Genomic DNA, 13,715 nt, shown 5'->3' on the forward strand with positions numbered 1-13,715 from the left:
GGACAAAGAGCGGGCCGACTAGCGCCAGCCTACCCGATCCATTAGGCGAACCGCATCCGCATTATTCTCACCAAGCACCGCGACATTCAGGTCATCAAGATGCCTGTCAGCGTAGGGCTGGAGCGGCTCGATGGGCTCGACGCCCTGGACTGCCGGAAATTCGTTATTGCCCGCAGAAAAGAGCGACTGCGCCTCATCGGACGCCAGGAACTCGAGGAATTGCCGCGCTGCCTCCGCGTTCGGTGCGCCCGAGACCATACCGGCACCGCCGATATTCCGATGGGTGCCCCGGCCATCCTGGTTCGGGAAGATCATCGCCGTGCGATCAGCGACTGCCTGATCGTCCGGATCATCGGAGGTCGCCAGGCGGATCCAGTAGTAATGGTTGCCGACACCCAGACTGCATTCACCGGCGGCGACGGCCCGAATCTGGTCCGTGTCGCCGCCCTGCGGTGAGCGGGCCATGTTCTCGACCAAACCCTCGGCCCAGATCTCAGTAGCCTCCAGGCCATTGGCAGCAATCAAGGAGGCAACCAGCGACTGGTTGTAGTCATTACTCGAGGAGCGAATGCAGACCTCATTATCAAAACGCGCGGCTGACAGGTCTTCGTAACGCGACAGCGGTGGCTCGTCGTATACCTCGGTGTCGTAGTAGATCACGCGAACCCGCTCACTAAAGCCGAACCAGAGCTGTTCTGGATGGCGCAGTGCCTCGGGAATACGGTCTTCGAGGGTGCGCGAATCAACGGCGGTAAAGATGCCCGCTTCCTCTGCGCGCCGGAGTCGGGCGGCATCGACGGTCATGAAAACATCGGCGGGGCTGGCTTCACCCTCCCGGCTAATCCGTTCGATCAACTGGTCTGAATCGCCCTGCAGGACATTCACCTCAATGCCCGTCTGCGCCTCGAATGCCTCGTAAAGGGCCTCGTCCGAGTCGTAGTGGCGTGCGGTGTAGAGATTCAACGCCTGAGCGCCGGCGACACTGGCGCCCGCCATGAGGCCCACGCCAAGCATTAGCGATGCGCCACGAGTCTTGCTGGACATGATTGTCTCCTTGCAATGGTTTTAGTTAATGCGGATGCGAACCATTCGCATCTAGGAGCATTTAACCTGACCTCCACTGACGGGTCAACCGGCAATGAGAATCGCTTGCAATAACGCCGGGCCATGGCCGACACTCTGAGGATGAGCGCTCATCAGGACAGTCTCGTCTCCCGGTTTCCGGCAGGCGGCGTATCCGCCGTCCAGGCACCGTGCCCCTCGCCCGCTGGCGAGGCGTTGCGCCTGGAAGACATTAGCCACGATTTCGAAACGGTCACGGCGGCGGAGGACATCAACCTCAGCGTCGAGCCCGAGGAACTGCTCTGCCTGCTTGGTCCATCGGGCTGCGGCAAAACCACCCTGCTGCGCTTCGCCGCCGGCCTTGAGCGCCCGCAAGCCGGGCGCGTGCGCATCGGCAATACGCTCATGTCCGATTCCGAGAGCAGCATCTGGACCCCGCCCGAGCAGCGACAGGTCGGCCTGGTCTTTCAGGATGCCGTGCTTTTCCCGCATCTGAGCGTGATGGATAACGTCGGGTTTGGCTTGCCGAAACTCTCGGCGAGGGAACGGGAGCAACGCGCTCGAGCACTGCTCGCCCAGCTTGGCCTGGCGCCGTTCGCTGAAAGCTTCCCGCATGTCCTCTCCGGGGGTCAGCAACAGCGCGTGGCCCTTGCCCGGGCACTGGCGCCATCACCCCGCATCATGCTGCTCGATGAACCGTTCTCAGGCCTTGATGCGCGGCTTCGTGACCGCATTCGAGATGACACGCTCCATCTGCTCAAGCGCAACGGGACCGCCACCCTGCTGGTAACCCATGACCCGGAAGAGGCGCTTTTCATGGCCGATCGTATCGCCGTCATGCGCGATGGACGCATCGTCCAGCAGGGCAACCCCACCGATATTTACTGCCGCCCGACAGATCCCTTCGTGGTGCGCTTTTTCGGCGACGTCAATGAAGTGCTCGGCGTGGTGGCGGATGGCCGGGTGGAGACCCCGGTCGGCCCAGTCGACGCAAGCCACCTGGCGGACGGCACGCCCGCCCAGGTGCTGATCCGCCCAGAGGCATTGCGGGTCGAAAAGCGCTCAGGCGCGCGTGACCACAGCACCAGCCATGTCCTGATGTCGCGGCTGCTCGGAGGCGCCAGCTTCATCCACCTGTGCGTCCATCAGGGCAATGACGAATTCCACATGCATGCCCACATGCCCGGGGTTTTTCTGCCCGAGCGGCTCGAACCCATCAATATCCACCTCGACCCGACCCAGGCCTTCGTCTTCCCCGCTTGATTCAGCTGGCTTGCGACCCCGGCCGCGAGCGCCGCATGGCCCGACTCAGCAAAATCACAGGAAGGATACCCACCAGCACAATCGCCAGCGAAGCGGTTGCGGACTGACTCAGCCGCTCGTCCGAGGCGAGCTCGTAGGAGCGCACCGCAAGCGTTGTAAAGTCGAATGGTCGCAAGATGATGGTCGCGGGTAGTTCCTTCATGACATCCACGAACACCAGAATGCCCGCACCCAGGAGACTGCCGCGCATGATCGGCGCATGCACCCGGCGCAACGTGCCGCCCGGCGTGCGCCCCAGCGTGCGCGAGGCCGCATCCATGGTCGGCGTGACCTTGGTTAGACTGGCCTGGACCGCGTTATAGGAAACCGCGAGAAAACGCACCAGATAGGCATACACCAAAGCGATGCCTGATCCTGTCAGGATTAATCCGACATCCCACCCAAACTCGCCTTTTAATAGGCCATAAATCTGCTGATCAGCCCACCCCAATGGGATCAGAATGCCAACCGCTATCACGGCGCCAGGAATCGCGTAGCCCATTGCCGAGACCCGCACAGCGGCCTGAGTCAATGGCGAAGGCGCCAGGCGAACGCCGTAAGACAGCAGGACGGCCAGACCAACCGCAAGCAGCGCTGCCAGACCGGCCAGCGTCACGCTATTGAAGATGTAGGGTACAAACGCCCATCCCAGCTTCTGATCACCTGCGGTGACGCTCATCTGCAGTAGCAACAGCGCCGGCACCACAAAACCCAACACGACCGGCAGCGCACACGCCGCCATGGCGAGCCAGCGCCGCCCAGGCCCCAGTTCATACCGCGGCAGTTCACGGTAACGGCTAGAGGTATGAAAGAACTGGGCCCGCCCCCGTGAGAAGCGCTCGAGGAGGAGCAACAGCAGCACAAACAGCAGCAGTACGCCCGCCAGCTGAGCGGCCGCGGTTCGCTCGCCAAGCCCGAACCAGGTCCGATAAATCCCGGTGGTGAAGGTATCCACGGCGAAGAACTGCACCGCACCAAACTCGTTGAGCGTCTCCATCAGCGCCAACGCCGTGCCGCCAGCGATGGCCGGCCGCGCGAGCGGGACCGCAATCGTCCCGAACAACTTCCAGGGCCCGCGGCCGAGGGTTCGGCCCACCTCGAGCACGCACACCGACTGCTCGAGAAATGCCGCCCGCGTGAGCAGATAGACGTAGGGATAAAGGACAAGCGAGAGCAGCGTTATTGCCCCGCCAAGCGAGCGAACCGGTGGAAACCAGTAATCGCCACTCCCCCAGCCGAAGAAATCGCGCAACAGGCTCTGCAATGGACCAGAGAACTGCAGAAAGTCGGTATACGCATAGGCGATCACGTAGGTCGGCACGGCGAGCGGCAACAGCAGAGCCCATTCAAAAATGCGCTGCCCCGGAAAGCGGCACATCACCACCAGCCAGGCCGTTCCAACACCAATCACCAGCACGCCTACGCCCACGCCAATGGCAAGGCCAGCGGTGTTAATGAGATAGCGCGGCAATACCGTGCTGGCCAGATGACCCCAGATATCCGGTGCCGGCATGAAAATCTGCGCCAGTACCGTCAGCACCGGCAAGGCCACGAACAAGGCGACCAAGGCCATCATGACTGGCCAGACCCCGGTCCGTCGGGCCGCGAGGGCCAGACGTGCGGCGAGGGGCAGAGATCGGCGGGCGGTGACGGCCAACGGCAGGGCTCCTCAGACGTAAATCAGTAAGTGGACCAGATTGGTCCACATAGTACGCCCACGGACACCGTTTTTCAGCCCCACGCATGCGCGGCGGTGTTACAGCGTGCCATCCGCGGGGTATCATCCGAGCATGCAATACGAACGCGACGCGATTCAGGCCATGACAGGCTATACGCCAGGCGAGCAGCCAGCGGATAGTGGGATCATCAAGTTGAATACCAACGAGAATCCCTACCCGCCCGCCGAATCCGTCATGGTGGCGCTCGGCGCCCTCCAGCCTGAGGCATTGCGCCGTTATCCCTCTCCGAGCGCAGCCACATTTCTGTCTGAGGCCGCTCGCCTGCACAAGCTCAGCACAGACCAACTGGTTGCCACCAACGGTGGCGATGAGCTATTGCGCCTGGCCATCACGACCTTTGTCGAGCCAGCCCAGCCGATCGGGATTGCGGAGCCGAGCTATTCACTCTATCCGGTGCTCGCCGCCATCCACGGCAGCCCGGTACACGCCGAGCCGCTTGGCGCTGACTGGTCGATGCCAGATGACTTTGGCGCCCGAATGAACGCGGCCGGCGTACCGCTCACCCTATTTGTTAACCCGAATGCCCCGAGTGGTCACCTCACATCGGCCGAGCGCATCGATGCGCTCGCCAGTGAGCTCGATGGCGTGCTGCTGGTCGACGAGGCCTACGTCGACTTTGCGGACCCGGGGCATGACGTGCTTTCACTGGTGAACCGACACGACAACCTCCTGATCCTGCGGACGCTGTCGAAAGGTTACTCCCTGGCCGGCCTGCGTCTTGGCTACGGCATTGGCGCGCCCGGCCTGATCGCCCCAATCGCGACCAAAACCCGTGACAGCTACAGCGTTGACGCGGTGGCAGATACCCTGGGTGCCGCCGCACTGGCGGACCAGGCGGCGGCCAAGCGCACCTGGCAAGCCGTTCGCGCAGAACGTCAGCGTGTGTGTGCCGCCCTGCGTACCCGCGGGTTTACCATCCCCGACACCGAGGCAAACTTTTGCCTGGCGCAGGTGCCGGTCGACGCGCGCAAAGACGCGGCCGGACTGTACGAGGGCCTCAAGGACCGCGGCATTCTGGTGCGGCATTTCTCCACACCCCGGCTGGAGAACTGCCTGCGCATCAGCATTGGTACCGAAGCGCAGAACAACCTCATGCTGGGCGCGCTCGGCGATCTTCTGCGGTAAACCAGCTGCCCCGACGCCAGGCCCGGGTAAACACCGTACCCAGTAGCACGCTACGCGCCACAGTGAAGGCGATAAACGCCAGCCACAGCCCATGATTACCCAGGGGCTGCGCTAGCCACCATACCGGCAGATACACCAGGAAAAGCGCGGAAATCATGGTGTCGCGCATCGCTCGCGGTTTTGTTGCCCCGATGAAGATGCCATCCAGCAGATAGCTCGCCGCAGCCAACAGCGGCATGGCCACCACCCAGATGAGATAGCTCCCGGCCATCACCCGGACTGCCGAGAGGTCGGTCAACACGGCAATCAGCGCGTCACCGATGAGCAAAAACACTAGGCTCGCCAGACCAGCCATCAGCATGGACCACTCGGTCGCGGCCCGCACCACCGCCTTGAAACCCGGCTCATCCGCGGCACCGATGCGTTGACCCACCAGTGACTCCGTGGCGTGAGCGAACCCGTCCAGACCATAAGACGCCAGCAAAACGAATTGCAGCAACACCGCGTTGGCAGCCAATGTGGTATCACCGAGGCTGGCACCCTGGGCATGAAAAAAAGCAAAGGCGAACAGCAGACACAGCGTGCGAACAAACAACGCGCCGTTCACGCTCAACAATCGCCGATAACCGACGGCATCGTTCAACACCCCACGCACCCGGGGCCATCTCCAATCTCGCCAGGCCCAGAGCGCTAGGCCCAGCCCCGTGGCAAGCGTCAGATAGTCGGCTATGACACTGGCCAACGCGACGCCGTCAGTGGCCATGCCGAGACCCACAACAAACAGCAGATCGAGCAGGATGTTGACGGTGTTGTTGATCACCATCAGCACGAGCGTGACCTTGCTGTACCCGCGCCCGAGAAACCAACCAATCAGGGCATAGTTCGCCAGCACGGCGGGGGCGCTGGCCATTCGGATTCGGGCATAGATCTCGGCCTCTGCAGTGACCGCTGGGCTGCCATCCAGCAGCGTAAGACCGATGGCAATCAGCCATGGGTGGAGCGCAATCAGCGCAAGCCCAATGCCCAAAGCAAGCAGCAAACTCTGACCGAGGAGGCGCAGGACGGCGCTAACGTCGCCCCGACCATGGGCCTGGGCGGTCAAGCCCGTGGTGCCCATACGCAGAAAGCCAAACCCCCAGAAAAGGAAACTGAACAACGTCGCCCCGAGTGTCACACCGCCGAGATAACGACTATCCGGCAAATGCCCCACGACAGCGGTATCCACCAGTCCGAGCAACGGGACGGTGATATTCGACAGAATCAGCGGCCAGGCCAGCGCCATCATGCGGTGACGGGCCACTGAGGGGCCAACAGCGGTGTCTGGCTTGCTATACTCTGGCGCCATGAAAACCGTTACCCCTCATCAATTCCGTCAGGCGCTGCTCATTCTGGCGCTCGCGCATATCGGCATCATCGCCGCCAGCAATTATCTGGTGCAGCTGCCGATTACGATTGCGGGCTTGCATACGACCTGGGGTGCGTTCTCGTTTCCATTCATTTTTCTGGCGACCGACCTCACGGTACGCACCTTCGGCAAAGTGGCTGCCCGGCGGATTATCTTATTCGCCATGGCGCCTGCACTGCTGGTCTCCTATGGCCTGGGGAGCCTTTTTCAGCAAGGCAGCTTTCAGGGCTTAGAGTCCCTGATTGGCTTCAATACCTTCGTTGGCCGAATTGCCATGGCAAGCTTTATGGCCTATGCCCTCGGCCAGCTGCTGGACATCCATATCTTTGATCGGCTGCGCCGTAATAACCGCTGGTGGATCGCACCGGCGGTCTCGACAGTCTTTGGCAACGCCGCCGATACGCTGGCTTTCTTTGGCCTGGCCTTTTATGCCAGCCCCGATCCGTTTATGGCGGCCAACTGGCCAGAGATCGCCCTGGTGGACTACGCCTCGAAGATCATCATCTCGCTGCTGCTGTTTCTGCCAGCCTATGGCCTGGCATTGACCTGGTTACAGCGGCATCTGCTCGGCCCTGACGGCCGGATCACACTCGAGGCAGCGCCGCGATAGCGCTGCCCTTGCGCCCGGCTTAGCTCACTGGGCGATGCGGATACCACACCAGCGGCTGGCCCTGGTGGGTATCATCCACCTGGAAGCCATGGCGGGCGTACCACGCCATTAGCGCCTGCTGACTGAGCCCACTGCCGTCGTCTGCATTGGCCTGGCCCAACAGCGTCACCCCATGGCGATCACAACAATCCGTGAGCCACGCCAGCACGGCGCTCGCCTCGCCCTGGGCTCGCTGAGCCGGCTCCGTCTCGATGCGCATCAGCACCAGATAGTCCGATTCCGCCTCAAGCACGGCCCGAACGTGACCGAACCAGCGGTAGGCCAGCGTTGCCTCGGGGTCGCTGTCGTCTGGCACGGTTCGCTCGAGCCAGGCCTGCATAGCAGCGTGCACACCAGTCATTGTCATTCAGAACTCCGCCTCAGCTCGGCGCAAGCCAGGCCTGGCCGGCCATATAGGGTTGCAGAACCTCTGGCACGGCAATGCTGCCGTCGGCCTGCTGATTGTTCTCCAGGACAGCGACCAGACAGCGGCCAACGGCCAGTGCCGAGCCGTTCAAGGTGTGCAGCGGCTCCGGGCGTCCGGTATCCGGGTTGCGCCAGCGTGCCTGCATTCGTCGCGCCTGAAACGCCTCGGTGTTGCTGCATGAGGAAATCTCCCGATAGCAGTCCTGCCCTGGCAACCAGACTTCGATGTCATAGGTCTTGGCCGCGGCAAAGCCCATGTCGCCGCCACACAGCGTCACCACCCGATAGGGCAGATCGAGTTGCTGGAGGATCGCCTCGGCATGCCCGGTCAGACGCTCGAGGGCCGCATAGGAATCATCTGGACGGGTAAGCTGCACCAACTCAACCTTATCGAATTGGTGCTGACGAATCATGCCGCGTGTATCACGTCCATACGATCCGGCCTCGGAGCGAAAACACGGACTATGACAGACATAGCCAACGGGGAGTTGCTCAGGCTCAAGAATCTCTCCCGCCGCGAGGTTGGTGAGCGGCACTTCCGCGGTCGGGATCAGATGCAGCCGATGCTCGTCATGTGCGACCGCGAACAAGTCCTCGGCAAACTTGGGCAACTGCCCCGTCCCGATCAGCGCCGACTCACCCACCAGGTAAGGCACATACGTCTCGGTATACCCGTGCGTGGCCACGTGAGCATCCAGCATGAACTGCGCCAACGCCCGGTGTAGTCGCGCGATCGAACCCTGCATGACAACAAAACGCGCCCCGGAGAGCTTCGCGCCGGCACCAAAATCCAGTCCGCCCAACCGCTCGCCCAGCTCGACATGGTCACGCGCGCGAAAATCGAAGTCCGGCACGGTCCCCCAGCGGCGCAGTTCCACATTCTCGGATTCGTCTGCACCAGCAGGCACGGAGGGGTGCGGCAGGTTCGGCAATTCCAGGTGCAGGTCGCGAAGCGTTGCCTGAAGTGCTTGCAGTTCGGCTTCGGCGGCTTTCAGATCATCGCCCAGCTGTGCGACTTCAGCGCGCAATGGCTCGATATCCTCACCCCGGCCCTTGGCTTCCCCGATCGCCCGGGAGCGCGCATTGCGCTCGTGCTGAAGCGATTCCGCCCGCGACTGCAAGTCACGCCGCTGCGTCTCCAGCCGGGCATAGGCTGGCGCATCAAAGGCGTACCCGCGCTGAGCGAGGGCCTCGGCAACCGCGGCCGGGTCCTGCCTCAGGGTTTTTTGATCAAGCATGGCCGTTCATCGTCCTAAAAACCGCGGGCCAGCAGCACACCCACTGCCGCTGCCCCTATACAGATCACAACGCTCGCCAGGACATAGGCCGCGGCGCGCAAGATCGCGCCATGGCTCATCAGGGTCAGTGCATCCAGCGAGAATGCCGAGAACGTGGTCAGCCCACCCAGCAGACCGACCGTCAAAAAATGACGCCAGGCCGGTGCCAACAATCCGCGCTCGATGAGCAGCACATAGGCCACGCCCATCAGCAGACTACCCGCCACGTTCACCGTCAGCGTCCCCCAGGGGAAGGCGCTGGGCAGCAGCCGATTCACGGACAGGGTGGCTGCATAGCGCAGCGTGGCCCCGAGGGCACCTCCACTTGCGACCGCGACCCAGTCACCCGGAACCGGCATGCCACCTACCTCGTTAACGAAAGGCCGTGAGTTTACGCGAAAGCGGGGTCGGGATCGAAGCGCCCGCCGGCTCAGGTGGACGGCTTCCCATGCGCTGCTTGATCCCGTGCCTCAAGCTCACGGAGCCGCGCAGCGATTCGCTGCTCAAGACCACGCTCGACGGGCTGGTAATACCGCTGGCCGGCCAGCGCATCCGGCAGATATGTCTCACCCGCGGCATAGCCGTCTGGCTCGTCGTGGGCATAGCGATACGCATGCCCGTAACCCAGCTCTTTCATGAGCTTTGTCGGTGCATTGCGCAAATGCACTGGCACCTCGAGGGAGCCATGGGCCCGGGCATCCTGCATCGCGGCGTTGAAGGCCTGATAGACGGCATTGCTCTTGGGGACGGAAGCCAGATACACAATCGCCTGGGCAACGGCCAACTCCCCCTCGGGCGAGCCCAAGCGCTCCTGCGCCTGCCAGGCATCCATGGCAACTTGCAGGCCACGCGGATCGGCATTGCCAATATCCTCCGAGGCCATTCGTACCACCCGCCGCGCGATGTAGAGCGGATCGCACCCCCCTTCCAGCATACGGGCAAACCAGTAGAGGGCCGCGTCCGGCGCAGACCCCCGGACAGATTTGTGCAGCGCCGAGATCTGGTCGTAGAAGGCGTCTCCACCCTTGTCAAAACGTGCCCGGCCCCCCGCTGCCGCTTCGCGGATCACGGCTTGATCAATCAGACCGGCATCACCCGCCAGATCGGCAGCAACCTCAAGCAAGCTGAGGGCCGTGCGGGCATCGCCATCGGCCAGTCGGGCGATCGCATCACGGGGCTCGGCATTCAGCGTCAGTTGCCGACTGCCGAGCCCCCTTTCCGAATTCGCCATGGCGCGATCGAGCAGCGCGCCAATGGCCTCGGCATCCAACGCCCGCAGCACGTACACCCGAACCCGTGACAGCAGGGCATTATTGAGCTCGAATGACGGGTTCTCAGTGGTGGCACCGATAAACAAGAGCGTGCCGTCCTCGATGTACGGCAAAAAGGCATCCTGCTGGGACTTGTTAAAGCGATGCACCTCGTCGACAAACAGCAGCGTCTGGCGACCCTGATCCCGGCTATTACGCCCGGCGGCCGCCGCCTCCCGAATATCTTTCACGCCGGACATCACCGCCGAGAGCGTCAGAAAATCGGCATCCGCGGCGGCGGCCATCATTCGCGCCAGGGTGGTTTTGCCCGTACCTGGCGGGCCCCAGAGCACCATGGAGTGCAGCCGTCCAGCGGCAACGGCTTCACCGAGCGGGCGCCCGGCGCCGAGCAAATGGGATTGGCCGACGAATTCCGCGACGGTCTGCGGGCGCATGCGATCAGCCAGCGGACGGGTCCAGTCCGTCATGACCCCTCGATCACATCCACGCCCTCTGGCGGCTCGAAACGCAGGCGCGCCTCATCAATCGACGCGTTGCGCTCAAGTTCACGAAACTGCACTTCGATCCGGTCGCCCAGGCCATCCTCAATCACAATCTGAACAGGCACGCCAGCGTTCATTTGCAGCTGGATACGCTGGAAATCCCAGGCTGGATCGGTGGGCTGAAGTTCGACCTGGCCGGCGTCATCGCCCGCGGTGACCTGAAAGTTGTCGCGCAGATTGGCCATGTCGCCGCTCAACAACTGCGCCGCACCGGCACCCATCGCATCATCCAACGGCCGGACAACGACCTGTTCAAGATCGACGTCATGCACCCACAGACGCTTACCATCAGCGACGATGATCTGCTCATACGGTGTGCGGTAATGCCAGCGAAAGCGCTGCGAGCGCGCAATCCAGAACGCCCCTTCAGCCTCCTCGACCAGATTGCCCGCCTCATCCCGGGTGGTTTGCACGAACGAACCAACCAGTGTGTCGGTCTGCTCGAAGTAGGCCTCCAGCTGCTCGACGTCGGCATGACCCGGCAGCGCCAGCAGCAGGAGACACAAGGCAATGAACCTGCGCATGACTCAGTCCTTCGGTGGCGGTGGGGCGATGACCTCGCGACCGCCGTTGGACTGCAGCGGCCCGACGATCCCCGCGGCTTCCATTTCTTCGACCAGCCGTGCAGCCCGGTTATAGCCGATCTTCAAACGCCGCTGCACGCCGGAGATGGATGCCTTGCGGGTCTCGGTGACAATCCGCACGGCTTGATCATAGAGCGGATCGGCCTCGCCCCCGCCTGCATTCATGTCGCCCGCGAGCCCTGGCATTGAGCCATCCGCACCGGATTCCTCGAGGAGCCCCTCGATGTACGCCGGCTCGCCGCTCTTTTTGAGGTGTTCCGCCACCCGGTGGACCTCGGCATCGGAGACAAACGCCCCATGGACCCGCTCGGGAATGCCCCGGCTGCTCGGGCCGAGGTAGAGCATGTCACCGTGGCCCAGTAACGACTCCGCCCCCATCTGATCGAGGATGGTGCGGGAGTCGACACGGGAGGACACCTGAAAGGCCATCCGGGTAGGGATATTGGCCTTGATGAGCCCGGTAATGACATCCACGGAGGGGCGCTGCGTCGCCAGGATGAGGTGGATACCCGAGGCACGCGCCTTCTGGGCCAGCCGGGCGATCAGCTCTTCCACCTTCTTGCCCACCATCATCATCATGTCGGCAAACTCATCAACCACCACGACAATGTAGGGCATCGGCTCCAGCACGGGCGCGCTCGGTGCCTCGCCGTCACCGTCGAGGGTCGGCTCGATGCGGTCATCCGGGGGTGCCCACAGGGGATCCGTCAACGGCTCACCGCGCTCGTTGGCCTCCCGGATCTTGCGATTGGCGCCAGCAATGTTGCGCACGCCCAAGCTCGCCATGAGCCGATAGCGGCGCTCCATCTCGGCAACGCACCAGCGCAGGGCATTGCCGGCCTCTTTCATGTCGGTCACCACCGGCGCGAGGAGATGCGGGATGCCGTCATACACGGAGAGCTCCAGCATCTTCGGGTCAATCATGATGGTGCGGACCTGCTCGGGGCCATTTTTGTAGAGCAGGCTGAGAATCATCGCGTTGATCCCCACCGACTTACCTGAACCCGTGGTACCGGCAACCAACAGATGCGGCATCTTGCCGAGATCCACGACCTGGGTGTATCCGCCGATGTCCTTGCCAATGGCAAGCGTTAGCGGCGAGGCATTCTGCTCGAACTCCTCCGAGCGCACGATCTCGGACAGGGCAATCACCTGGCGATGCTCGTTCGGGATCTCGAGGCCCACCACGGACTTGCCGGGAATGACCTCGACAACGCGCACCGCCGTCACCGAAAGCGCGCGGGCCAGGTCCTTGGCCAAGTTGGTGATCTGACTGACTTTAACGCCAGCCGCTGGCTTGAGCTCAAAGCGCGTGATGACTGGGCCGGGCTGCACCGCGACCACCTCAACCTCAATACCGAAGTCGCGCAGCTTATGCTCCACCAACCGGGACATGGCCTCCAGCGCGTCCGGGGTATAACCGGGTTTTTCGGTTTTCGGCGGATCGAGTAGCGAAACCGGTGGCAGTTCACCCGGTGTTGGCGGCGTTTCAAAGAGCTGGATCTGTTGTTCCTTGCGGGCCCGCTCACCCGGTCGCGCATCAGCGGCGGGGGGCGCAATCGCCGGTTTGGGGCGCTTGCGTGCGCGCTGCTTTTCTTCCTGACGCGCGCTTTGGCGCTGCTGGCGCGCCTGGCGCGCCGCCTGAAGGTCCTGGAGCTTGTTACGGGCCAGCGTCAGATAATGCCCTTGCGCCAACACGAAGTGCCCCAGATGATCCATCAAGGCAATCCAGGACAGCCCCGTAAACAGGGTCACGCCCGCCAGAAAGACCGACAGAGCCAGCAGCGTCGCACCAGTGAAGCTGAAAGCCTGCTCGATGCGATCACCAACCAGGTTACCCAGTACGCCGCCGGAACTCAGCGGGACGGTGCCGGCCATCGGCTCGACGTGCAGGCGCGCCAGGGCGGCGCCGGCAATCAAGGTCAGGGCAAAGCCCGCCACGCGCACGCCAACAATGCCCCAATGCACTTTGCCGTCCCGGCGCTGCCAGCGAAACAACAGCGCGCCCAGCAAACCGATCAGTATGGGAAAGAGAAAACCGAGATAGCCGAACAGATACAAGCTGAGATCGGCCCAGTACGCCCCGACGAGACCGCCTGCATTACTGACGCCGGCGGTTGGCCGCGCCTGACTCCAGCCCGGGTCCGCCGGGTCGTAACTCAGAAGCGCGAGCAGCATGAAACCGGCCACCGCCAGCAACAGCAAAAAGGCGGCCTCACGGAGCATCCGGCCCATTTGCTGGCTGATCGGCGCCAGGGGTTGGCGAGCTGTCGTCTTGTCTGCCATGAGGCGCAGTGTACAGTAGGCTCCCGGCCTTTAGCAGCGTCAGGCGG

12 protein-coding genes are annotated in these 13,715 nt (G+C 62.9%); 3 read left to right on the plus strand and 9 right to left on the minus strand.

The features are described from left to right. Positions 1–18: 18 nt before the first annotated feature. Positions 19–1,044, minus strand: a complete 1,026-nt coding sequence (locus SPISAL_RS05850) for an extracellular solute-binding protein (RefSeq protein WP_016353551.1) — start codon at positions 1,042–1,044, stop codon at positions 19–21. A 141-nt stretch (positions 1,045–1,185) separates the two neighbouring features. Between SPISAL_RS05850 and SPISAL_RS05855 the strand changes: the two genes are divergently transcribed. Beyond that, the gene (locus SPISAL_RS05855; protein WP_081633251.1) at positions 1,186–2,325 is read left to right on the plus strand and encodes an ABC transporter ATP-binding protein; all 1,140 of its coding nucleotides are present in this window, start codon (positions 1,186–1,188) and stop codon (positions 2,323–2,325) included. Between the two features lies 1 nt (position 2,326). Here the strand turns inward: SPISAL_RS05855 and SPISAL_RS05860 are convergent, their stop codons facing one another. After that, on the minus strand, positions 2,327–3,940 hold the full coding sequence (locus tag SPISAL_RS05860; protein WP_144060443.1) for an ABC transporter permease: 1,614 nt from the start codon (positions 3,938–3,940) through the stop codon (positions 2,327–2,329). Between the two features lie 214 nt (positions 3,941–4,154). Here SPISAL_RS05860 and hisC point away from each other — a divergent pair, with 214 nt between their 5' ends. Further along, entirely contained in the window at positions 4,155–5,228 is a 1,074-nt protein-coding gene (gene hisC / locus SPISAL_RS05865; protein WP_016353554.1) for a histidinol-phosphate transaminase, read from the plus strand. Here hisC and SPISAL_RS05870 read toward each other — a convergent pair. Further along, positions 5,194–6,573 carry an MATE family efflux transporter gene (locus SPISAL_RS05870; protein ID WP_016353555.1) on the minus strand — a complete coding sequence of 460 codons (1,380 nt, stop codon included), beginning with the start codon at positions 6,571–6,573 and terminating at the stop codon, positions 5,194–5,196. The two genes, hisC and SPISAL_RS05870, sit on opposite strands and share 35 nt — an antisense overlap. Here SPISAL_RS05870 and SPISAL_RS05875 point away from each other — a divergent pair. Beyond that, on the plus strand, positions 6,572–7,243 hold the full coding sequence (locus SPISAL_RS05875; RefSeq protein ID WP_016353556.1) for a 7-cyano-7-deazaguanine/7-aminomethyl-7-deazaguanine transporter: 672 nt from the start codon (positions 6,572–6,574) through the stop codon (positions 7,241–7,243). The two genes, SPISAL_RS05870 and SPISAL_RS05875, sit on opposite strands and share 2 nt — an antisense overlap. Positions 7,244–7,262: 19 nt before the next feature. On the opposite strand, the gene SPISAL_RS05880 is transcribed toward SPISAL_RS05875, so the two are convergent. The 6 genes from SPISAL_RS05880 to SPISAL_RS05905 form a co-directional block, all read right to left on the minus strand. After that, a complete protein-coding gene (locus SPISAL_RS05880) occupies positions 7,263–7,649 on the minus strand; it encodes an N-acetyltransferase (RefSeq protein ID WP_041389254.1) in 387 nt (128 codons plus the stop codon). 13 nt (positions 7,650–7,662) lie between these two features. After that, positions 7,663–8,946 (minus strand): serine--tRNA ligase, encoded by a 1,284-nt coding sequence (gene serS, locus SPISAL_RS05885; RefSeq protein WP_016353558.1) that lies wholly within the window; start codon positions 8,944–8,946, stop codon positions 7,663–7,665. 14 nt (positions 8,947–8,960) lie between these two features. Further along, positions 8,961–9,344, minus strand: a complete 384-nt coding sequence (gene crcB, locus SPISAL_RS05890; RefSeq protein WP_016353559.1) for a fluoride efflux transporter CrcB — start codon at positions 9,342–9,344, stop codon at positions 8,961–8,963. Between the two features lie 71 nt (positions 9,345–9,415). Further along, positions 9,416–10,723: a replication-associated recombination protein A gene (locus SPISAL_RS05895; protein WP_016353560.1), complete on the minus strand. Its 1,308-nt coding sequence runs from the start codon at positions 10,721–10,723 to the stop codon at positions 9,416–9,418. After that, entirely contained in the window at positions 10,720–11,322 is a 603-nt protein-coding gene (gene lolA / locus SPISAL_RS05900; RefSeq protein WP_016353561.1) for an outer membrane lipoprotein periplasmic chaperone LolA, read from the minus strand. Before lolA ends, SPISAL_RS05895 begins: the two co-directional genes overlap by 4 nt. A gap of 3 nt (positions 11,323–11,325) precedes the next feature. Then, on the minus strand, positions 11,326–13,668 hold the full coding sequence (locus SPISAL_RS05905) for a DNA translocase FtsK (RefSeq protein ID WP_016353562.1): 2,343 nt from the start codon (positions 13,666–13,668) through the stop codon (positions 11,326–11,328). Positions 13,669–13,715 lie beyond the last annotated feature (47 nt).

This window comes from Spiribacter salinus M19-40 (assembly GCF_000319575.2).
Classification (GTDB): Bacteria; Pseudomonadota; Gammaproteobacteria; order Nitrococcales; family Nitrococcaceae; genus Spiribacter; species Spiribacter salinus.

Excerpts from the sequence above, each read along its gene's own strand:
- SPISAL_RS05875 (WP_016353556.1), top strand. The coding sequence starts at position 6,572 with ATGAAAACCGTTACCCCTCATCAATTCCGTCAGGCGCTGCTCATTCTG.
- SPISAL_RS05850 (WP_016353551.1), bottom strand. The coding sequence starts at position 1,044 with ATGTCCAGCAAGACTCGTGGCGCATCGCTAATGCTTGGCGTGGGCCTC.
- SPISAL_RS05855 (WP_081633251.1), top strand. The coding sequence starts at position 1,186 with ATGAGCGCTCATCAGGACAGTCTCGTCTCCCGGTTTCCGGCAGGCGGC.
- serS (WP_016353558.1), bottom strand. The coding sequence starts at position 8,946 with ATGCTTGATCAAAAAACCCTGAGGCAGGACCCGGCCGCGGTTGCCGAG.
- hisC (WP_016353554.1), top strand. The coding sequence starts at position 4,155 with ATGCAATACGAACGCGACGCGATTCAGGCCATGACAGGCTATACGCCA.
- lolA (WP_016353561.1), bottom strand. The coding sequence starts at position 11,322 with ATGCGCAGGTTCATTGCCTTGTGTCTCCTGCTGCTGGCGCTGCCGGGT.
- SPISAL_RS05870 (WP_016353555.1), bottom strand. The coding sequence starts at position 6,573 with ATGGCGCCAGAGTATAGCAAGCCAGACACCGCTGTTGGCCCCTCAGTG.
- crcB (WP_016353559.1), bottom strand. The coding sequence starts at position 9,344 with ATGCCGGTTCCGGGTGACTGGGTCGCGGTCGCAAGTGGAGGTGCCCTC.
- SPISAL_RS05905 (WP_016353562.1), bottom strand. The coding sequence starts at position 13,668 with ATGGCAGACAAGACGACAGCTCGCCAACCCCTGGCGCCGATCAGCCAG.
- SPISAL_RS05895 (WP_016353560.1), bottom strand. The coding sequence starts at position 10,723 with ATGACGGACTGGACCCGTCCGCTGGCTGATCGCATGCGCCCGCAGACC.
- SPISAL_RS05880 (WP_041389254.1), bottom strand. The coding sequence starts at position 7,649 with ATGACAATGACTGGTGTGCACGCTGCTATGCAGGCCTGGCTCGAGCGA.
- SPISAL_RS05860 (WP_144060443.1), bottom strand. The coding sequence starts at position 3,940 with ATGATGGCCTTGGTCGCCTTGTTCGTGGCCTTGCCGGTGCTGACGGTA.